Here is a 20,579-nt window from a genome sequence, read left to right as displayed (position 1 = left end):
ATGTTGCGGCCGGCGCAACGACGCACGTTTCCGCCGTCACTCCGCTCATCATGACAACGCAGCCGCCGCTTCCCGACCCGCCGCCCACCATCATTGTGCCGCCGTTGGTCGATCAGCGGCAGCAAATCGCCAGCTACTGGCACACGCTGCTGCTCGTGCTGCTCATGCTGGCAATCTCGTTCAGCGGACAGACGCGCTCCAAGAAGACGCTCTCCGTGGGCTCGCGCCCGCTGCTCTACGCTTCCGCGATCGCGATGCAGTGGACGCTCGTTGGAGTGGTGTGGCTCGGCATCCGCCGCCGCGGGTATTCCATCCGTCAACTCACCGGACGTTCGTGGCGCAGCTTTGACGATGTGCTCATCGACGTTGCCATTGCTGCCGTCTTCTGGATAGGCAGCGTGGCTGTGCTCGCCGCGCTCGGCTTTCTTATGGGGGTACAGAAGAAGATCCCGGAGATGCGCAAGGCCATCGAGTTCATGGCGCCGGCGAACGTGTTCGAGCTTGGCATCTTCTTCCTGCTCGCTGTCAGCGCCGGCGTGTGCGAAGAGATCTTGTTTCGCGGATACTTGCAGCGCCAGTTCGCCGCGCTCTCGAAGAGCATGGTGGTGGGCGTACTCGCGTCCGCAGCGGTGTTCGGCGCGTCGCATCTCTACGAAGGAAAAGAGCGCATGGTGCTCGTCGGCATACTCGGCGCGATGCTCGGCACGCTCGCTGTGGTGCGCAAGAACTTGCGGCCGTCGATGATCGCGCACACCTGGCAAGATGTTTTTGCCGGCGTCGGATTGTTCGTCATGCGTCGCCTCGGGACGTGAGCGCAAGTTGTTTCAGCAACGCGCGTTTTCGATCATCGCATGCAGAGTGATTTTTCGCTTGACATCACTTTTGTATGAACCTATACATGATTCATTCGCAACTGAGCATCGTTGCTACATCGATCGCAAGATCGAAAGGGAGAATAAAAACCATGGCAGCTAAAAAGGGAAAGAAAAAGGGCGGCAAGAAAAAGAAGTAAGTCGCCTCACACCGCAATAGACAACGGGGGACGCGCAAGCGTCCCCCAAAGTTTTTTGGCGCGACGTCCGCTCTTACTCTCCCGCGCCGAGCGCGCGCTTCTTCTCCTCGAACAGCGACTTCTGCCCGTCGGTCCCAGACAGGCTCTGCAAGCGGTTCTCGAGCTTGGTGAGCTCCCGCGCGCTCAACTCGTAATTGTTCACCGCGTTCTTCAAGTGGGTGCCGAGTTTGCCGAAGACCTCGTCGAACTCTTCCACTTCGAGCCGCAGCGACTGGATCTCACGCAGGATGCTCTCCGCACGCTGGCTCACGCGCATGCCGTTCATCCCCACGATGATGGTCTGCAGATACGCGTACAGCGAATTCGGCGAGACCGGGAACACACGCCGCTGCACGCAGTAGTCATAAAGGTCGTCGCCGGCTTCGTCGCGGATGATGGCCTCGTAATACACGTTCTCTGCGGGCACGTACATCAGCGCCAGCGGCAGCGTGCCCTCGGCAGGACGGATGTACTTCCCCGCGATCTCGTCGATGCGCTTGCGCACGTCTTTTATGAACTCGCGGCGCATCGCCTTGCGCTCCACGTCGCTCCCTGCTGAAGCCATGCGGCGGAAGTTCTCCAGCGAGAACTTGGAATCGATGACCACGTCGCCCTGCGGCAGGTGCACGAGCGCATCCGCGATCTCGCCCGACGAGAAGCGGTATTGCACCTCATACTGCTCGCGCGCGAAGACTTGCGAGAGCAGGTTCTCGAGCTGCATCTCGCCCACGCCGCCGCGCAACTTGGGCGCGCTGAAGATGCGCTCCAGGTCGCCCAGCCCTTTCGAGACCTCGGCGATCTGCCGGGCCTGCTCGCTCATCGCGCCGACTTGCTCTTGCAGGCTGGCGAAGGCGGTCTGCACGTTCGCCATGCGGTCGTTCACCGTCTTCGAGGTCTGCGACATCGCGCTGGCATTCGCGTCCAGCCGATTACCCATGTCGCTGCGGACAGCCTCGAGCGAAGTCTGCACGTTGCCGCCGATGGCGCGCACCTGCTCGGCGATCAACTGGATGGACTTCGCGTTCGTCTCGCGCAGGATGTTCACGTCGTTGCGCAGCGCCTCGACTGCCGGCGCGCTCCCTGGCTCGCGTCCACGCATGAGCAGGACGGCCGCGACCAGCACGGCCAATCCCGCGACCACCGCCAGCACGATCTCCAACGACATCTAGTTCACCCCGCTCGCGGTGCTCAGCTTCTCGATCTTCACCAGTTTCTCCTCGGTCGCCGGACACAGATCGACGTACCCGCACCACTTGCAATGAAATCCGGTCGACGGCGCAAAGTTCCCCGCGCGCACATTCTCCGCGACTTCGCGTACTTTGTCTGTTGCCTTCGCCAACTGTGCCGGCGTGCGTCCGACCGCGATAGCTTCGTTGGTCACCAGGTTGTAGAAGACCAGGCGTGAAGGCGTGAGCTGGAATTCCAACGGCGCGGCCAGCGCATAGATGGAAAGCTGGAGCGAACGCTCGGCGTCCTTCTCTTCTTTCGGCTTCCCCGTCTTGTAATCGAGGATGGCGACGGCTCCGTCGGCGCACCGGTCGACTCTATCGATGCGACCGGTGACGGTCACGCCTCCGATCTGCACCCGGAAATTCTTTTCCGTGGAAAGCACTTCTGGTGGCTGCGGCTGCGCACGCCATGCCGCCAGAAAGTCGGTGAGCTGCTGCACGCCATCACGCTCATAGAGCGTCCGTTGCAGCTCGTCGGAAAACTTGGCGGCTGCGAGTTCGCCGCGAAATTGCGCGAGCACGGTCTCGTCCGGCGGCGTGTTCCCAGCCTTCACCTGCTCAAACAAGCTTTTCAGGATGCCGTGCATGACCGAGCCGTAGAGCAACGCGCCACTCGGCTCCTCCGGCAAACGCCAGTCGTAGCGGATCTTGAATTTCAACGGACAAGTCTCGTACGCCTCAATCGCCGAAGCGCTCAGCGGCATCTCGCGGACCACGGCGCGCACCGGTAACGCCAGCCACGGGGACACCGATGAGATCTCCGGGATCGCTGCCGCGGCCGCGGCGAGATCGATGGTGAAGACGCGTGCTGCGCGCGCCGACCACGCACCCGGGCCGCCACCGGCGATCTCGCGCAGATACCCGGCGGGATACGGGTCCTTCCCACGACGGCAACCGAGCAGCGTCAGCGAATCCTTCGCGCGCGTCATCGCCACATAAAACAAGCGCCGCTCTTCCTCCGCGTGCAGGTCCTTCGGTTCGCGCTGCGCGACTTCGGCATCGGCGCGCAGTCCCGGAGGAAACTCGAACAGGGGCTCACGGAAATGTGTGGGGAATGAACCAGACGACGCGCGGATCACATACACGTGCGGAAACTCGCGGCCCTTGGCGGCATGCACCGTCATCAGCCGAACGGCGTCCTCTTCGGCGGTGGCCTCGAGCGGAACCATGCCCCCGAAGTCACGATAGCACTCCAGGTATTCGAGGAATTCGGGGACGTCCCCGCGTTCGGCGACCGGCTTCTTCTGCCAATTCTCGATGAAGTCGAAGAAGACGCGCAGCGCGGGCGAGCGCCGGTCGAGCGCAAAGCGTTTTGCCACTTGCTCGGCAAAGGCAAGGGCCTTCGTCTCTTTGGGGGGCGCGGCGCGGTTCACCTCCGCGAGGGCGGCGAGCACTTTCTTGCCGCCATCGCTGAGGTCGAGCAGCGCGACCAGCGGCGTATCGCGCTTTGCGGCGCCGAGTTGTTCGCGCAGCTTTTCCCCTTCGACTCCGAACTCCGGGAACGCGGCAAAGCGCAACAGCGACGCGCTCTCCGCCGGCCAGACCGTGGCCCGCAAGGCGGCAAGCAGGTCGCGGACTTCGGTGGTCTCGAGCGCGTCGAGGCCTTCGACCACGAACGGGACTTCGCGCTCGCGCAGCAGCGGAACGATCTCGTCGCGATGGTCCTTCTGGCGATAGAGCACGCAGACGTCGCGCCACGCTGCGCCGCCCGCGTCGTGCCGGGCGATGATCTCTTCCACAACCTCGAAAGCCTCGTGCTCGTCTCCACTATGCGAGACGATGGCGACCGGCGATGCCGCCGGAGCGCCTCCCTTCGGCGCCGCTTCCGACCGCGCCGAACGCAACGGCTCGCGCACGAGCGACATCTGCGATGCCCCCGGGACGATCTGGTTTCCCTGGATCACGCGGTACGCGATCTCGAGCACGGGCGAGAGCGAGCGATAGTTCTCCGCCAGTGCGACTTCTTTGGTTGTCGGAAACGCGCGCCGAAAACTATCGAACGCTGCGGCGCTCGCTCCGCGGAAGCGATAGATGGCCTGGTCCGGATCTCCGACTGCAAAAACGTTCTGCTCATCACCCGCCAGCAGCTTCACCAATTCGATGAGCGCCTGGTTGGAATCCTGGAATTCATCCACCAGGATGAACCGTGCTTTCGCTTGCTCAGCCGCGAGGGCGGACGAGTCCGCCTGCAACAGTTCGACGGCACGGGTGATCTGCATGCCGAAGGTGCCGAGATTGCGCTCCGCGAGTACAGCTTCCAGCGCACGGTAGACGGCGGCGATCTCCTCGCAGCGCGCGATAATCTCTTCTCTTCCCAACTCGACGTGGTCTTTGCTGGAACTCACACGCGGCAGCGGGGCGCGGCCCGCTTTCACGTCTGCCACGTAACCGGAGTAGCGCTGGGCGGAAACGAGTTCGTCCTGGCAGCGGGAAAAGAAGTCCGTGAGGTTGCTGAGGAATTTTCCCGGCTCCGCCGCCTTGCGGAAAATATTTAGCGGCAGGTCGCTCAACCGCTGACGCAGGAACACTCGCAGGTCAACATCTTCCAGCACGTCGAAGACGCGCCCGTGCGCCTGCAAGAGGTCGTAGCAGTATGAGTGGAAGTTAAGGGCGCGCAGGCGTCCCTTATTCTCGGCCTTCAGCCGTCCTGCCAGTCGCGCGCGCAGCTCGGCAGCAGCGTCGAGCGTGTAAGTAAGGACAACGACTTCCTCGGGCCTTGCCAGCTTGCGCTCGACCAGCCGTGCCGCGCGCTCCACGAGCACGCTGGTCTTCCCGGTGCCGGCGCCCGCGACCACGAGCATGGGGCCACGAGTATGCTCGATGGCTGCTTTTTGTCGCGGATTGAAGACGCGCTCCGCCATGACGTTACCAGGGCTTGGCCCTAGAGCGAAGATTATGCGAAGCTGGGGCTGGGAGCAATGAGGAAATCTGCCTATTTTGTGGAAAAGGTGGGCATGAATGCCTTAGGCGAGTTCGGCGGCCGTGATGGCGAGCGCCGCGATGGCTGCCGTTTCCGCTCGCAGGATGGTCGCACCCAGCGACGCCGCCTGCCAACCGTGTTTCTGGAAGAGCGCGAGTTCTTCCGCCAGCCAGCCACCTTCGGGTCCAACGGCGAGCCGCACCGGTCGCGGCGCGGCGGCCAGCGCCTGTTTCAGCGACTTTCCTTCCTCGCCCTCCGCCAGCACGATCCCGGCTGCGGACGACTGCGCAAGCGCATCCTTTAGTTCCAGCGGCTCGGCGATCTCCGGCGGCGAGACGCGGCGCGATTGCTGCGCCGCCTCGTGAGCGATCCTGCGCCAACGGTCTGATCGCTTCGCTGACGACTGCGCCAGGTGCTTCTCCGTCCGCTGCGCGATCACCGGTAAGATCCTCGCCACACCCAGTTCGGTGGCTTTCTCGATGGCCCACTCCATGCGATCGAACTTGAAGACGGCGAGCAGCAACTCGATCTGCATCTCCGGGGCAGCCGCGACCTCCTCGCCCAACTCGAACTCGACGCGCTGTTCCGAGACGGCGACGATCTTCCCGCGCCGCACCGTCTCACCGGTCGAGACATCGAACTCCTGTCCGACCTGCGCGCGCAGAACGCGAGCGAGGTGCGCGGCGTTCTCACCGGTGAGTGCAGCCTTGTTGTCTTCGGCTTGGACTTCGTCGGCGATCCAGCGGCGGCGCGTCATCGGTCATTGCACCGCAGGATGGCGCAGCACCAGCATCCAGATGGCGATCGCGGCCAGCGCATGAAGTGATCCGAAGATGCGGCTGAGGTAAGTGAGGCTGGCGCGGTCGGCGTACGCGGTATTGAGGAGCTGTTCGAGGCCGTTCAGGATGCCGATGCCGGCGGCGACCCACATCCACGGTGCGACGTGTCCGAAGAGTCCGTAGAGCAGGATGAGCGGCGATCCCGCCAGGATCGCCCAGCCCCAGATGCGTTGCCGGCGCCGCTTGCGCTCATCGCTGAGCTTCGCCGCCATCACCTCCGCGAACTGGCCGGGCAGTCCCAGGCGTGCCAGCGCGGTGATGATGCTCACCACGAACAGGAACCAGACGTAGAAGCGTCCCAGGTCGAAGCTATGCAAAGATGTCTTTCACGCGGCTGAACAGCGAACGCCGCTGCGGTTTATTGTCGATCTGGGTGAGCGCGTCGAGCTCTTCCAGCAGCTCGCGCTGCCGCTTGGTGAGTTTCCCCGGCGTCTGCACCCGGACTTCCACGAAGATGTCGCCCTTGCCGTGTCCATTCACCGCCGGCACGCCCTTGCCGCGCATGCGGAAGCGCGTTCCGCTCTGCGTGCCCTCGGGCACCTTCAGCTTGTGTTCGCCGTCGAGCGTCGGCACCGTGAGCTCCGTACCCAGCGTCGCTTGCGCATAAGAGATGGGGACGACGCAGTACAGATCCTTGCCATCACGCTCGAAGAATGGATGCTCTTTCACATGCAGGATGATGTAGAGGTCGCCGGGCGGGCCGCCGTTCGTCCCACTCTCGCCCTGCTCGGAGTAGCGGATGCGCGTGCCATCCTCCACGCCGGCCGGGATCTTCACTTCGAACTCGCGCGTCTGCACCGTGCGGCCCTCGCCTTTGCAGACCCGGCAGGGATCTTTCACGATCTGTCCGGCGCCGCGGCATTCCGGACAGGTGCGTGAGACGGAGAAAAAACCCTGCTGATAGCGGACTTGCCCGCGTCCATCGCAGGCACGGCACGCGGTGGCGGACTTCCCCGGCTCCACGCCCGAACCGGTACACGTCTCGCAAGCCTCGCGGCGGCGGGTCTCCACCATCTTCTTCACGCCAGCAACGGCTTCATCGAACTCGAGGTCAAGATCCTCGCGCAGGTCGCCGCCACGTTGCGCGCGGCTGCGGCGTCCGCCGCCGCCGCCGCCGAACATGTCGGCAAACCCGAATATCTCCCCGAAGATGTCGCCGAAGTCCTGGAAGATGGTGGGATCGAACCCGGCCGGGCCGCCCGCGCCCGAGACCGCGGCGTGGCCGAAGCGGTCGTAGGCCGAGCGCTTGTCCACGTCCGCGAGCACGCTGTAAGCTTCGCTCGCTTCCTTGAACTTCTCTTCCGCCTCGGGTTTATCGGGATTGCGGTCGGGATGGTATTGCAGCGCCAGCTTGCGATAGGCGCTCTTGATCTCCACGTCCGTGGCCGTGCGGCTTATGCCCAGCACTTCGTAGTAGTCGCGTTTTGTCCGTGTCGTCAGGGAAGGTCCTCGGGATCACTTCTTGGGATTGCGTGCCACGCGCACCATCGCGGGACGCAGCAGGCGGTCTTTCAACTTGTAGCCGCGCTGCAGTTCGTCGAGCACCTGGTTGTCTTTGGCGCGATCGGTCTCGACCATCTCGACCGCCTCGTGCACATGCGGATCGAAGGTGTGACCCGTGGCCTCAAGCGGCTTCACGCCCAGCTTGGCCAGCGAGTCTTGCAACTGTTTGTAGATCAGCTCCACGCCCGATCGGAACTCGCGCGTGTTCTCGCGATGCGCCAGCGCGCGCTCGAAACTGTCGAGGATGGGCAGCAGCGACTTCACCGCGTCGGCGACGGCGTAGTCACGAAAATCCTGCTGCTCCTTGACGGCGCGTTTGCGCACATTCTCAAAGTCCGCTTGCTGCCGCGCCAGCCGGTCTAGCAGCGCGTCACGCTCGGCACGCAGCCGCGTGAGTTCGTCGGGAGCGGTGGCCCTGGCGCTGCTCGCGGCCTCGGGTGTGCCTGGCTGGCTTTCGACGAAGCCATCGTCTTCCGCTGCCGGCAGCTCGTGCTCCAGGCCCACGTTCTTGTCGTTCGGTTTCATGGCTTACCTGCGCTTTACGGTTCCGGTTCGTTCAGTATCTTGTCGAAAAGTTGCGCGATGTATGAGACCGCCGTGATGGTGTGCTCGTAGTCCATGCGGGTGGGGCCGATGACGGCGAGCGACCCCATCACTTCCTGGCCCACGCGCGCGGGCGCGCCGATGAGCACGAAGTTGCGCATGTCGGGCATGGCTTCTTCCAGGCCGATGACCACGCGCACCGCTTCCTGTTTTTCATCCACGTAGGCGGAGAGCAGATCGACCACGCGCTGCTTTTCTTCGAGCGTCCGCAGCAGTTGGCGCAAGCGGTCGCGGTCGGCCTCGTTCACCAGCAGGTTCGACACGCCTTCCACGAACACCGCGCGCGACGATTCTCCGCCCAGCGCGCCGCCCTGGTAGAGCTCTTTCACGCTCTGCATCACGCCATCGTACTCGCTGCGCTCCTGCTCCAGCCGCCGCGCCAGTTCTTTGCGGATGTTATCCAGTGTCCAGCCGCGAAAACCCTCGTTGAGGTAGCGCGCGGCGGTGTCGAGATCGTTCTGCGAGAGGTCACGCTCCACGCGGAAGACGCGATCGCGCACCACGCCGCCCTTGGTCACCACCACGCCGAGGACCTTCTTCTCCGCCAGGCGCGAGAAATGGATGTGATCGAGCGCGTTGTTCGGCCCCGAGCCCGCCACCGCCACGCCCACGCAGCTCGATACCAGGGAGAGCACGCGCGACGTCCGCTCCATGAACTCCTGCGGATCGCTCACTCCGCCGAGCGAGCTCTCGATCAGCCCTTGATCGGCCTGCGAAAGGTGTGCCTTGCCGGAGATCTGCTCCACGTAATAGCGATACGCCTGCGGTGTAGGGATACGTCCCGCGGAAGTGTGTGGCTGCTCGAGGAAGCCCGCGTCGGCAAGGTCGGCCATGACGTTGCGGATGGTCGCCGAACTCAACCCTGCTTTATGGGCGCGCGCCACCGTGGCCGAGCCGATGGGCTCGCCCGTCGCAATGTAGGTTTCCACGATCGCGGTAAGGATCTCGCGCTCGCGGGGGCCGACCGTGGGTAGATTCGCTGCCATTTTACTGAGTGTCCGCCTTAAATACCTTTAGATGCAGCGACTTACATTAAAGTCGCAGACATCTTGACCAATTTCGATTGTAGGGAGTTAGGCCGGTGCGGTCAAACCGTAGCAGTCCCGGCGGCCGACTGCCAGACGCTCAAAAACATCACTGGATCTGGACCACGCCCTCGGGCGCGGCGGCCTTCACCTCTTCGAGCCGCGTCTTCACGCGCTCGGCAAACTCGTAGAAAGACTTCGCGTGCTCGGCTTCCGGGCCGGCGAGCGAGACGGGAGAGCCCGAGTCGCCACCTTTGCGGATCTCCGGAGCGAGCGCGATGGTGCCGAGGAACGGGATGCCGAACTCTTTCGCCGTCCGCTCGCCGCCACCCGTCGAAAAGATGTCGATCTCGTGGTGGCAATGCGGGCAGGTGAACGAGCCCATGTTCTCGACCATGCCGAGGATATCCACCTTCACCTGGCGAAACATCTCGATGGCTTTGCGGGCGTCTTGCAGCGAGACGTCGGACGGTGTCGACACGACGACCGCGCCGGTGAGCGGCACCGTCTGCATCAGCGAGATAGCCACGTCGCCCGTGCCCGGTGGCAGGTCCACGACCAGGTAGTCGAGCGTCCCCCAATCCACCTGCTGCAGGAACTGGCGGATCATCTGGTGCAGCATCGGACCGCGCCAGATCAATGGTTTGTCGCCCGGATTCAGGAAGCCGACGGAGATCAGCTTGACGCCATAATTCTCCAGCGGCTCGATGCGGTTCTCGCCCACCACGCGCGGCTGCGCGTTGGTGTGCATCATCAGCGGGACGTTGGGCCCGTAGACGTCGGCGTCGAGCAGGCCGACCTTGTGGCCGAGCTTGGCCAGCGCGATGGCGAGGTTCACCGCGATGGTCGTTTTGCCGACGCCGCCTTTACCGCTGCCCACGGCAACGATGTTCTCGACGCCCGCGATGGGCTGCGGCCCACGTTGCGGCGGCGCGCCAGCATGACTGTGGCTCACGAAGTCTCCTCTGCAACCTTCGATTATACCCGGAGGGATGCAGCCCAGGCCGCGCGCCTCGTGGGCGCAGTAGCCTTAATGCTCGGCGACGTCGGCTTCGGTCACCCTTCCTTTGAACAGGCGGAAGAGGAAGGCGAAGTATCCGATGGCGATCACGATCCCGATCGACCACCAGACCAGGCCGATCTTCAGCCCGTAGGGCGCGGCGGCGGCGTTGCTGATCGTGAGGCTGTACCGGGGATCGATCGCCGGCAGCACCTGGGGATAGACGGCGAACACGGCGCCCACCAGCATGGCGGCCAGGTATGCCGACGAGGCCGCGAACGCGCGCTGCTCTTCCCCTTCCTGGTGGTAGTAGGCGAGCGCCGCCAGTGCCAGCAGCACGATGAGCGGGATCAAGAGCGCGACCGGATGCGCGCGGTAGTTGTCGAGCAGTTGCGGCCGCACGGCGACCGTCGCGAACAGGCTGAGCACGGTGAGCAAGGCCAGCACCGGCCAGGCGTAGCGCACCGCGGTGCGGGCGCGCCGGTTGAGGTCGCCGGCGGTCTTCACGGCGAGGTAGAGCGATCCGTGCACGAGCAGCGCCACGAGTGCCACCAGCCCGGCGATGACCGTGTACCAATCCAGGATGCCGGGCACGGCGCCGGGGCGGAAGTTTGTCCACAGCGGGAGGAAGAAGTATCCGTCGGCGCCGAGTGGCACGCCGCGCAGCACGTTGCCGAGCGCCGCCCCGTAGAAGAGCGCGAGCAGGATGCTGGCGCAGGCGAAAATGGCGTCGTAGAACGCGCTCCACACCGCGCTCCGGATGTGGGAACGGAACTCGATGCCGAGGGCCCGCAGCATCAGCAGCCAGAGCACGATCATCAGCGGCAGGTAGAAACCGCTGAAGGCGGAGGCGTAGAGCACGGGGAAGGCGAAGAAGAGGGTGCCACCGGCGGCCAGCAGACAGACTTCGTTGCCATCCCACACCGGTCCGATCGTCCGCAGCACCACCCGCCGCTCTTCGTCAGTGCGCGCGACGAACAGGTGGACGATGCCGGCGCCGATGTCGAAACCGTCGAGCAGCACGTACGCCGTCAGCGTCAGGGCTACGATCACGAACCACAGCGTCTCCATCGCGTCCTCCTACGGAGCGATCAGCTCGGATGCTTGTCCGGGCCCGCCGAGCGGCTGGGGCACGCCGGCCGGCTCCTCGCCGGGACCGTGCTGGAGTTCGCGCCCCACCAGGAAAAGGAAGAGCACCCCGAGTACGAAGTACATTCCCATGAAGCCGAGCAGGGTGAACATGGTGTTGCCGGCGGAGACGTGTTTCGAATACCCCTCCGCCGTGCGCAGCAGCCCGTGGACCAGCCACGGCTGGCGGCCGATCTCCGCCGTCATCCAGCCGGCGGTGTTGGCGATGTAGGGGAACGGGAAGCTGAGCATCAGCACCCAGAGCATCCAGCGCGCTGCAAACAGCCGGCCGCGCCACAGCAGCAGCGCTGCCGCCATCGCGATGGCGATGAAGATCGTCCCCAGCCCGACCATGATGTGGTAGCTGTAGTAGAGCAGCGGGATGTTGTCGGGCCACTGGTCGCGCGGGAAGGCATTGAGCCCCTTCACCTCGGCCGCCCATCTCTGGTAGCTGAGGAAGCTGAGCATCTTCGGCAAGATGATGGGGTTGTCGAGCTTCCCTTCGGCGACGTTCGGCTGCCCGATGATGACCAGCCCCGCTCCCTCCTCCGTGTTGAACAGCCCCTCCATCGCCGCCAGCGTGATGGGCTGGTGCCGCACGACCATCCGCCCCTGCATGTCGCCGGTGGGAAACAGCTGCAGCAGGCTGAAGATCAGCGCGGCGGGTACGCCCACACGCAGGTAGATGCGGCCCTGCTCTTCGACCCTGCGGTTCAGCAGGTAGAAGGCGCCGACCGCCGCCATGACGAAAGCACCGGTGACGGCCGCGCCGCTCATGGTGTGCGCATACTGTGCCAGCGCCCAGGGGTTCAGCAACAGTTGCCAGAAGCTGGTCAGCTGGAAGTTGCCGGCGGCGTCGAGCGCGTAGCCCACCGGGTGCTGCATCCACGCGTCGGTCGCAACGATGAAGTAGCCCGACAACCACGAGCCCGCAAAGACGGCCACCGCCGCCGCCCAGTGTCCCCACTTGCCCAGCCGCTTCTCTCCGTAGAGGAAGAGGCCGAGGAAGGTCGACTCGAGAAAGAAGGCGAACACGCCTTCCATCGCCAGCGTCTGGCCGATCACGCCACCGGCGAAGCGCGAGAAGTGCGACCAGTTCGTGCCGAACTGGAATTCCATCGGGATGCCGGTGATCACCCCAAGTACGAAGTTGATGCCGAAGATCTTCGCCCAGAAGCGCGCCGCCCGATCGTAGCGCGCGTCGTGCTTCCACAGCGCGAGCGACTTCAGGATCACGATCAGCGGCGCCAGCCCCATGGTGAGCTGCGGGAAGATGTAGTGGAAAGTGATGGTGAAGGCGAACTGCAATCGGTGGACGATCAGTGCTTCATCCACGCGCGCGACCTCCCGGCACAGCGTGCCCCCGGGGAACGTTCCAAGTGAGCCGCTAGGATACGCCGAGCGCGAGTGGCCGGTGATGCGAATCGCACCCCGAGATCAGGGTTTGCGCGCGGCCTTGCGCTCGGCCATCTCGTGCATGCGATGCTCGCGGCGGCGGCCGGCGCCTTCGTAGCGGCGCTTCTCTTCCGGTGTTTCGGGGATGACCAGGGGCACTGGCAGGCGGTGTCCCTCGAGGTCCACCGCGACGAAGGTGAGATATGCGGAGCTGATGTGGCGCGTCTGCCCGGTGATGTAGTTCTCTACCCAGCACTTCACGCCAACCTCCATCGAGGTCTTGAAGGCGCGGTTCACACTCGATTTGAGCACCAGCAGATCGCCCACCGCCACGGGCGCGAGGAAGTCGAGATGGTCCATGGACGCGGTGACCACGTAGCTGCGCGAGTGGCGATGCGCGGCCATGGCGCCGGCAACGTCGATGAGCTGCATCAGGCGGCCGCCCATCAGGTTGCCGAGCGGGTTCGCGTCGTTGGGGAAGATGACCTCGGCCATCTGCGATTGCGAGGCGCGGACGGTCCGCGGCTCGAGCGTGCGCGGGAGATTGGCGCCGGTCTCGCTCGGGTCTTTTGTCTGTACGGATGTCTGTGGGGAGCGCTTGCCGTCGTTCATCTTGCGGTCGTTCACTTTGCGGTTGCTCATTTCGCCGACGTCTATTTTGCCGCAGCCCGGGCGGCGGCCGGATGCCGTGCCAGGTACGACTCAAGATAACACTGTGCCTTGGTCTGCACACGCTCGTCCGGATGCGGGCTCTGCCATTGCGCGGCGGCCGGGTCGTAGCGCAGCTCGCCATCGGCCACCGGCGCGTGTCCGCGCTCGAGCAGATACTTGATGGAGATCAGCGCGTCACTCGCTCTCGCCATGAAGCGCACCGAATCGGCGTCGCGGCCGGCGGGCAGACGCGCGCAGGTCTTCGCGTAACCGAGGTTGCAGAAATCGCGCAGCTCGTCTTGCGACGGACGGTAGGCTTCGGCGTGCGCGCAGCAGCGTCCGGTGAAACCATCGCCCAGCGGCAGCCGTGCGCGATGCTGCCACAATTCGGCGTCGCAGCGCTGCTCCGGGATGAAGAAAGGGCAAGCCATGTGGTTGGTTGGACTGGGCGGATTCTATCCCAATCCCGATTTGACGTTTTCCACTGCTGTGCAGAAAATGGCGTGCCGAAGATGAGTGTGCCCATGACGACGCGCGCCGACATGCTGAAAGAGTTTCTTGCCCAGAATCCCAACGACGCCTTTGCTCGCTACGGCCTGGCGATGGAGTACTCCAACGCCGGCGACACCGAAGCCGCGCTGCGCGAGTTCGCCGCGCTGCTGCATGCCAATCCCGACTACACCGCCGGATACTTCATGGCGGCGCAGGCTCTCGCGCGCGCCGGGCGCAATGACGAAGCGAAGCAGCGGTTGAAAGACGGCATCGCCTCCGCCGACCGCACCGGCAACCAGCACGCCAAGAGCGAGATGAGCGCGATGCTGGAAGAGTTGGGATAGTCATTCCGACAAGGCCCAACGGGGCCGAGGAGGAATCTGTCGAGGAAGCTCGCACAACTGGCATGGTGGCGAACGCTGGGTCCCCAGATCCCTCGTCGCTGCGCTCCTCGGGATGACCGGCGAGAGTGCTATCTCACCGGTTGCGCCGGCGCTTCGGTATCGGTGTGCCGCATGTTCTTCTTCATCGTCCGGTCAACGATACCCGGCGAATGCTGGTACATCCGTATCGCCCACTGATTGCTTGCCGGCACAACGATCTCCCGCTTTCCCTTCAAGTAAGCCTTGAGCGTGGCTTCGGCCACGTCGTCGGGCGTGGCGCCCGGGCGGTTGTCGCCGCCGTAGCGCAGGCGATCGGTGCCGCGGACGAGATTGCTCTGGAAGTTCGTCTTGATGTATCCCGGGCACACGTTGAGCACGTTCACTCCGGTGCCCATCAGCTCGACGCGGGCGGCGTGGGAGAAGGCGTTGAGCGCGTGCTTGGTGGCGCAATAGGCGGCCATGTACGGCACCGCGATGTATCCGGCGACGCTGGAGATGTTGATGATGGTGCCGCTTCCCTGCTTCCTCATCACCGGGATCACGGACTGCATGCCGTGGAGCGCGCCGAACAGGTTGGTATCGAACATTCTGCGGACTTCGGCCAGGTCCATGTTCTCGACCGAATCGTTGAGACCATGGCCGGCATTGTTGATCCAGACGTCGATGTGGCCATGGGTTTTCAGCCCGAGGTCGCGCAGGCGGTCCACGTCCTCGCGCTTGGTGACGTCGCAACGCGCGGCCATCGTCCTCTCCAGATGCTTGAAGCCGATGCGCGCGCGCGCCGCTTCCACGCGGCTGAGGTCGCGCGAGGACATCATCACGTCCGCGCCGTGCTCCACGAAGATCCGCGCCAGCGCTTCGCCGATGCCCATGGACGCGCCGGTGACGACAACGACTTTCCCTTTTGCTTTCATGCGCTGCTTCTATCGGCTTAGGCGAAGCAAGTCAAGAGGGGTGAGCGCGAAGCGAGCCCCGGCCTTGCGAAGTAAGCCGCGCGAGCCCGAGCGCGAGCGACGGCGCAGCCGAGCTGATCCTGCAAAGCGGGAGAGGTGACAGTGTTGCGGCGTCCCTGGAAATAATGGATAGAATGTTGGGCGTGCCGCTCCTGCCGCTCTTCCCACTGGAACTCGTGCTCTTCCCCGGCGTCCCTTTGCCGCTGCACATCTTCGAGCCGCGCTACCAGGAGATGATCGGCGAATGCCTGCGCGACAAGAATGAGTTCGGGATCGTGCGCGCCAGCGACAAAGGCGTGGCCGGCATCGGATGCACCGCCGCCATCCTCGATGTGGCCAAGCGCTACGACGACGGCCGCATGGACATCCTCACCGAAGGCCGCCGTCGCTTCGAGATCTCAGGCCTGAATGAAGACCGCGCTTTCCTGCGCGGTGACATCACGTACTTCGACGACGACCCGAGCGAGGCTTCGGTCGCGGCAGCGCAGCACGCCATCCGGCTTTATCTCGACCTGCTCGCGCTGGCGGACGTGGAAGCCGAGAATCCGCCCGCGCCCGGACCGCAGCTCTCGTTCCTCATCACCGCCGGGCTGCCGCTCGAACTCGACTTCAAGCAGACGCTGCTGGAGACGCGCTCCGAAGCGGCGCGCATCGGCGAGATCGTGACGTATTACGAAGCGCTGGTGCCGCGCCTACGGCGGGCTCTTACGACGCGCAAGAAGGCGGGAGGCAACGGCCATGCGGTGTGAGCGCGACTTTTTCCGCGGCGTATAATCAAACGGCACGACAGCGATCTTCAGAAACAAATCCAGGGGGCCCGTTCCGATGTCCGTTCCCCGCACGCTCGGTGAGTTACGCCGCAGCTCTTTCTCCGAAGAACGTCTCCGCTCGCGCCGCGTGAAAGACGAACTGCGCGAGAACCTGATCGCCAAGCTGCGCACCGGCGAAAATGTTTTCCCTGGGATCATCGGCTACGACGACACGGTGGTGCCGCAGCTGGTCAACGCCATCCTCTCGCGCCACAACTTCATCCTGCTCGGGCTGCGCGGCCAGGCGAAGAGCCGCATCCTGCGCGCCCTCACCGGGCTATTGGACGCGACCACGCCCTACATCGCCGGCTGCGAGATCCATGACAATCCTTACGCACCGATCTGCCGGCGCTGCCGCGAGCTTATCGCCGTGCAGGGTGACGCCACGCCCATCGCCTTCCTCACGCCCGACGACCGCTACGTGGAGAAGCTCGCCACGCCCGACGTGACCATCGCCGACCTCATCGGGGACATCGACCCGATCAAGGCTGCGCGCGGCGGACACGAGCTGGCGAGCGAGCTGACGGTGCACTACGGACTGCTGCCGCGCGCCAACCGCGGCATCTTCGCCATCAACGAGCTGCCCGACCTTGCCGGCAAGATCCAGGTGGGACTGTTCAACATCATGCAAGAGGGCGACGTGCAGATCAAAGGCTACCCCATCCGGTTGCCGCTCGACGTTGCGATGGTGTTCAGCGCGAACCCCGAGGACTACACCGCGCGCGGCAAGATCATCACGCCACTCAAGGACCGCATCGGCTCGGAAGTGCGCACGCACTATCCCGCGACGGTGGAAGAAGGCATCGCCATCACCACGCAGGAAGCGTGGGTTACGAGAGATGGCGCGCGCTCGGGCTTGCAGATGCGCGTGCCGCCGTTCGTGCGCGAAGTCATCGAGCGCATCGCCTTCAGCGCGCGGGAAGACAAGAAGATCGACAAGCGCTCCGGCGTCTCGCAGCGGCTGCCCATCAGCGTGCTGGAGAACGTGATCTCGAACGCCGAGCGCCGCGCCATCCGCAATGGCGAAGACCACGTGGTGCCGCGCATCTCCGATATCTACGCCGCCATGCCCGCCATCACCGGCAAGCTCGAACTGGAGTACGAAGGCGAGCTGCGTGGCGCCGATAACGTGGCGCGCGAGCTTATCCGCACCGCGGTGGCCAAGACATTCGACCGTTACTTCAAGGATGCGAACCTGCAACAGGTGGTGCAGTGGTTCGACCTGGGCGGCGAGATCAAGGTCGCCGACACCGCGCCGGCCAAGGAAGTGCTTGCCGGGCTGAAGAACATCCAGGGACTGCTCGACAAGCTTGGCGCCGTCGACGTCTCGTCGAAAGACCGGCCGGAGGTGCAGGTATCGGCAGCGGAGTTCGTCCTCGAAGGCCTGCACGCGCACAAGCGCATCGGACGCAGCGAGGAACGCGTCTTCTCCGCCGGCGAGAAGCAGCCGCAACCCAAACGCCACGAGGCCGCCGCCGGGCGCGAAGACTTTCCGCCCGCGCGGAACCGGCGTCCGTACAACTGATCCGGAGAGGTGATGCCATGCGCCGTCTGATCCTCCTATCGCTTACGGGCCTGGTCCTTGCAGCCGCGGCGCTCTCCCAGCAGGAGGCCGCCAAACCTGCGGCCACGCCCACGATCCGCGCCGAGACGCGGCTGGTGGTGGTGGACGCCATCGTGACGGATGGAAGTGGCAAGCCGATCACCGACCTGAAGCCCGATGAGCTGGTGGTAGAAGAGAATGGCAAGCAGCAGAAGTTGGCGAGCGTAGAGCTGATCACCCCCAGCACGGAGGGTCCAGAGACGCTTCCGCCCAGCATTTACAGCAACCGGCCGGAATACAACGCGCCGCGAAGCGGATACACCATCCTGCTGATCGATGCGCTGAATACGCCAGTCGAGAACCAGGCCTGGGCCCGGCAGCAGTTGCTACGCTACGCTGCCGCGCAGCTCCAGCCCGGACGCCGCGTCGCGGTCTACGCGCTCGGCAATACCCTGTACCGGCTGCAGACCTTTACCGATGACCCCGAATTACTGAAGGCTGCCATCCAGCGGGCGGAGCAATACCAACTGGAGACGAAGACTGGCGGGACGACAGCTCCAGGTACGCGCGGGCCGCTGCCGGGAAGTACCACGCTTGGGGGCGGCGCGGCGGGCTCGAACCCGATGTTCCAGAATGTGTTGAACCGCATCTCGACGTTCCAGGCCGAGCAATCCATGTTCAACGCCGAGGTTGCGATCGATACCACGACCGCGGCGCTGCGCGCGTTGGCGCGCATGATGCTCGGCGTCCCGGGCAGGAAGAACCTGGTCTGGATCACGGCCGGCGTGCCGATCGCGCTGCGCATGGAAGACATGACCGTGACCACGGTGTTGCCGGAGCGGCCGAACGATCCTTCCGGAACAGCTCCTCCCCCACTGCAGCGGGAGGCGAGTTACGACGCGTATGCGCAGAACGTGCGCATCGCCGCAGCCAATGACGTCAAAGAGGTGGCGTCGCTGTTGCAGCTGGCGCAGATCTCCATCTATGCCGTCGACGCGCGCGGGCTGTTCAGCGGGACTTCGCAGACGGTGGCCAGCAATAGCGGCTTGAATTCTTCGGGGCTGCTGGTCATGGGACAGGAATATGGCAGGTCCGTCCAGAACGCGGGCAATTACATCACGACCTCACAGGCGAACATGAAGTCGATCGCCAGCGAGACAGCCGGGCGCTACTACGTCAATCGCAACGACATAGACGAGGCGGTCGCTGCCGCGAGCCGCGATGGCGGCACCTACTACTCCATCGCGTACTATCCCGAGAAGAAGAAGTTCGATGGCTCGTTCCGCAAGATCAAGATCTCGGTGAAGCGTCCCAGCTCGAATGTCCGCCACCGGCTCGGCTACTACGCGGTCGATTTCTCGAAGAAGAGCAAGAAGGACCGCGAGAACGAACTCGGCTCGGCGGTGCGATTGAGTTCGTTCGCGCCCTCGACCCTGGTGATGTTCGACGTGCAGGTCGTGCCGCCCGCGCCGGCGGCGAACGCAAAAGTCCCGGTCACCTTCCTGCTCCGGCCCGGCAACTTCACCGCTGAGGACGTCGCAGACGGCGGCAAGCACATCGACCTCGACTTCTTCGTCACCGCGGCGACGCCGGACGGCAGATCGGCCGCCAGCACAGGCATGAAGGTGGATACAAAGTTCAGCAGCGAGCAGTTCCAACGGGTCTCGACCCAGGGCATCCTGCTCCCCATGGATGTGACTCTGCCGCCGGGCAATTACAGCTTGCTGCTCGCCGTCCGCGACAATCCGACCGGAATGTTAGGGACCTTGAACGTGCCACTCCAACTGCGGTCGCCGGCGCCATGAAGCTCACCAAGTACTCCAAATACGTGGCGGACGCGGCCGGCGAGGTCTCGCTCGAAGACCTGCTGAACGCGCTCTCCGACTACCTGCTGCAATCCGGCTTTCAGGATTCCTACGGCTTCTACCAGATGCAGGATGGCGATAATGAGCACACCATGGAGGAGCTGCGCCGCGCGGTGCAGGAAGCGCTCGCGAACTCCGATTGGGATGAGCAGTTGCGCGAGCAGATCGAGCAGATGCAGATGGATGGCCAGCTCGAACAGCTCATCGAGCAGTTGATCGAGCGCATGGAGCAGCAGGACTTCATCACCATCGACCAGGCGCACGATCCGGCGAAAGAATCTTCCGTCGGTGGACAAAGCGGACCGGCGCAGCAACAGGTGAAGTTCGAAGTCACCGACAAGAGCCTCGACTTCCTCGGCTTCAAGACGCTGCGTGACCTGCTCGGCTCGCTGGGAAAATCCAATTTCGGACGGCATGACACGCGCGACCTCGCCACCGGCGTGGAAGCTTCGGGGGCCGCGAAACCCTACGAGTTCGGCGACACGCTGAACCTGGACATCAACGCGACCCTTTCCAGCGCGATCCAGCGCGAGGGAATCGGGCTGCCGCTGAACCTTGAGTACGCGGACCTGCACGTGCACCAGTGCGAGTACCAGTCATCGTGCGCGACCGTGCTCATGCTCGATTGCTCGCACTCGATGATCCTCTACGGCGAAGACCGCTTCACGCCAGCGAAAAAGGTTGCGCTCGCGCTCTCCCACCTCATCCGCACGCAGTATCCGGGCGATTCCCTCTCGCTGGTGCTGTTCCATGATTCCGCCGAAGAGGTGCCGCTCTCGCAGCTGGCGCGCGTGAAGGTCGGCCCGTACTACACCAACACGCGCGAGGGACTTCGCCTGGCGCAACGCATCCTCGACCGTCAACACAAGGACATGAAGCAGATCGTGATGATCACCGACGGCAAGCCCTCGGCGCTCACACTCGAAGACGGACGCATCTACAAGAACGCCTTCGGACTCGATCCGCTGGTCGTGAGCCAGACGCTGGAAGAGGTGTCGAAGTGCAAGCGTGCCGGCGTGCTCATCAATACATTCATGCTGGCGTCCGACTTCGGGCTCGTCCAGTTCGTGCAGAAGGTCACGGAAATGTGCCGCGGCAAGGCCTACTTCACCACGCCCTACACGCTCGGCGAGTACCTGCTGATGGACTACATGTCGCGCAAGACGAAGACCATCCACTAACGCATAAGG

19 protein-coding genes are annotated in these 20,579 nt (G+C 64.2%); 6 read left to right on the top strand and 13 right to left on the bottom strand.

The window, feature by feature from the left end; genetic code table 11:
• The first annotated feature begins 50 nt into the window (after positions 1-50).
• Positions 51-812 (top strand): CPBP family intramembrane metalloprotease, encoded by a 762-nt coding sequence (locus M3P27_01560; GenBank protein MDP9266998.1) that lies wholly within the window; start codon positions 51-53, stop codon positions 810-812.
• 273 nt (positions 813-1,085) lie between these two features.
• Here the strand turns inward: M3P27_01560 and M3P27_01555 are convergent, their stop codons facing one another.
• The 12 genes from M3P27_01555 to M3P27_01500 form a co-directional block, all read right to left on the bottom strand.
• Positions 1,086-2,216 carry a DNA recombination protein RmuC gene (locus M3P27_01555; protein MDP9266997.1) on the bottom strand — a complete coding sequence of 377 codons (1,131 nt, stop codon included), beginning with the start codon at positions 2,214-2,216 and terminating at the stop codon, positions 1,086-1,088.
• Complete coding sequence (locus M3P27_01550) at positions 2,217-5,141, bottom strand: ATP-dependent helicase (GenBank protein MDP9266996.1); 2,925 nt, start codon at positions 5,139-5,141, stop codon at positions 2,217-2,219.
• 102 nt (positions 5,142-5,243) lie between these two features.
• Positions 5,244-5,957, bottom strand: a complete 714-nt coding sequence (locus M3P27_01545) for a 16S rRNA (uracil(1498)-N(3))-methyltransferase (GenBank protein ID MDP9266995.1) — start codon at positions 5,955-5,957, stop codon at positions 5,244-5,246.
• Between the two features lie 3 nt (positions 5,958-5,960).
• On the bottom strand, positions 5,961-6,356 hold the full coding sequence (locus tag M3P27_01540) for a hypothetical protein (GenBank protein ID MDP9266994.1): 396 nt from the start codon (positions 6,354-6,356) through the stop codon (positions 5,961-5,963).
• Positions 6,349-7,479: a molecular chaperone DnaJ gene (dnaJ, locus tag M3P27_01535; GenBank protein ID MDP9266993.1), complete on the bottom strand. Its 1,131-nt coding sequence runs from the start codon at positions 7,477-7,479 to the stop codon at positions 6,349-6,351. The genes M3P27_01540 and dnaJ overlap by 8 nt, the downstream gene beginning before the upstream one ends.
• 15 nt (positions 7,480-7,494) lie before the next feature.
• The gene (grpE, locus tag M3P27_01530) at positions 7,495-8,067 is read right to left on the bottom strand and encodes a nucleotide exchange factor GrpE (GenBank protein MDP9266992.1); all 573 of its coding nucleotides are present in this window, start codon (positions 8,065-8,067) and stop codon (positions 7,495-7,497) included.
• Positions 8,068-8,081: 14 nt separating this feature from the next.
• Complete coding sequence (gene hrcA / locus M3P27_01525) at positions 8,082-9,131, bottom strand: heat-inducible transcriptional repressor HrcA (GenBank protein ID MDP9266991.1); 1,050 nt, start codon at positions 9,129-9,131, stop codon at positions 8,082-8,084.
• Between the two features lie 148 nt (positions 9,132-9,279).
• Complete coding sequence (locus M3P27_01520; GenBank protein MDP9266990.1) at positions 9,280-10,125, bottom strand: Mrp/NBP35 family ATP-binding protein; 846 nt, start codon at positions 10,123-10,125, stop codon at positions 9,280-9,282.
• Between the two features lie 75 nt (positions 10,126-10,200).
• Positions 10,201-11,241, bottom strand: coding sequence for a cytochrome d ubiquinol oxidase subunit II (gene cydB, locus M3P27_01515; protein ID MDP9266989.1), 1,041 nt, complete (start codon positions 11,239-11,241; stop codon positions 10,201-10,203).
• A 9-nt stretch (positions 11,242-11,250) separates the two neighbouring features.
• A complete protein-coding gene (locus M3P27_01510) occupies positions 11,251-12,633 on the bottom strand; it encodes a cytochrome ubiquinol oxidase subunit I (protein ID MDP9266988.1) in 1,383 nt (460 codons plus the stop codon).
• A gap of 102 nt (positions 12,634-12,735) precedes the next feature.
• A complete protein-coding gene (locus tag M3P27_01505; GenBank protein ID MDP9266987.1) occupies positions 12,736-13,188 on the bottom strand; it encodes an acyl-CoA thioesterase in 453 nt (150 codons plus the stop codon).
• A gap of 158 nt (positions 13,189-13,346) precedes the next feature.
• Complete coding sequence (locus tag M3P27_01500; protein MDP9266986.1) at positions 13,347-13,775, bottom strand: hypothetical protein; 429 nt, start codon at positions 13,773-13,775, stop codon at positions 13,347-13,349.
• Positions 13,776-13,856: 81 nt separating this feature from the next.
• Between M3P27_01500 and M3P27_01495 the strand changes: the two genes are divergently transcribed.
• Complete coding sequence (locus M3P27_01495) at positions 13,857-14,180, top strand: tetratricopeptide repeat protein (GenBank protein MDP9266985.1); 324 nt, start codon at positions 13,857-13,859, stop codon at positions 14,178-14,180.
• 128 nt (positions 14,181-14,308) lie between these two features.
• On the opposite strand, the gene M3P27_01490 is transcribed toward M3P27_01495, so the two are convergent.
• On the bottom strand, positions 14,309-15,133 hold the full coding sequence (locus M3P27_01490) for an SDR family NAD(P)-dependent oxidoreductase (protein MDP9266984.1): 825 nt from the start codon (positions 15,131-15,133) through the stop codon (positions 14,309-14,311).
• A gap of 164 nt (positions 15,134-15,297) precedes the next feature.
• On the opposite strand from M3P27_01490, the gene M3P27_01485 reads away from it, so the two are divergent.
• The 4 genes from M3P27_01485 (at position 15,298) to M3P27_01470 (ending at position 20,570) form a co-directional block, all read left to right on the top strand.
• Positions 15,298-15,921: an LON peptidase substrate-binding domain-containing protein gene (locus M3P27_01485; protein ID MDP9266983.1), complete on the top strand. Its 624-nt coding sequence runs from the start codon at positions 15,298-15,300 to the stop codon at positions 15,919-15,921.
• Between the two features lie 76 nt (positions 15,922-15,997).
• On the top strand, positions 15,998-17,506 hold the full coding sequence (locus M3P27_01480) for a magnesium chelatase (GenBank protein MDP9266982.1): 1,509 nt from the start codon (positions 15,998-16,000) through the stop codon (positions 17,504-17,506).
• 17 nt (positions 17,507-17,523) lie between these two features.
• Complete coding sequence (locus M3P27_01475) at positions 17,524-19,329, top strand: VWA domain-containing protein (protein MDP9266981.1); 1,806 nt, start codon at positions 17,524-17,526, stop codon at positions 19,327-19,329.
• Positions 19,326-20,570 carry a VWA domain-containing protein gene (locus M3P27_01470; GenBank protein MDP9266980.1) on the top strand — a complete coding sequence of 415 codons (1,245 nt, stop codon included), beginning with the start codon at positions 19,326-19,328 and terminating at the stop codon, positions 20,568-20,570. Before M3P27_01475 ends, M3P27_01470 begins: the two co-directional genes overlap by 4 nt.
• Positions 20,571-20,579: the final 9 nt, after the last annotated feature.

This window comes from Acidobacteriota bacterium (genome assembly GCA_030774055.1).
Classification (GTDB): domain Bacteria; phylum Acidobacteriota; class Terriglobia; order Terriglobales; family Acidobacteriaceae; genus JACPNR01.
This window is presented reverse-complemented; position numbering and strand designations above follow the sequence as displayed.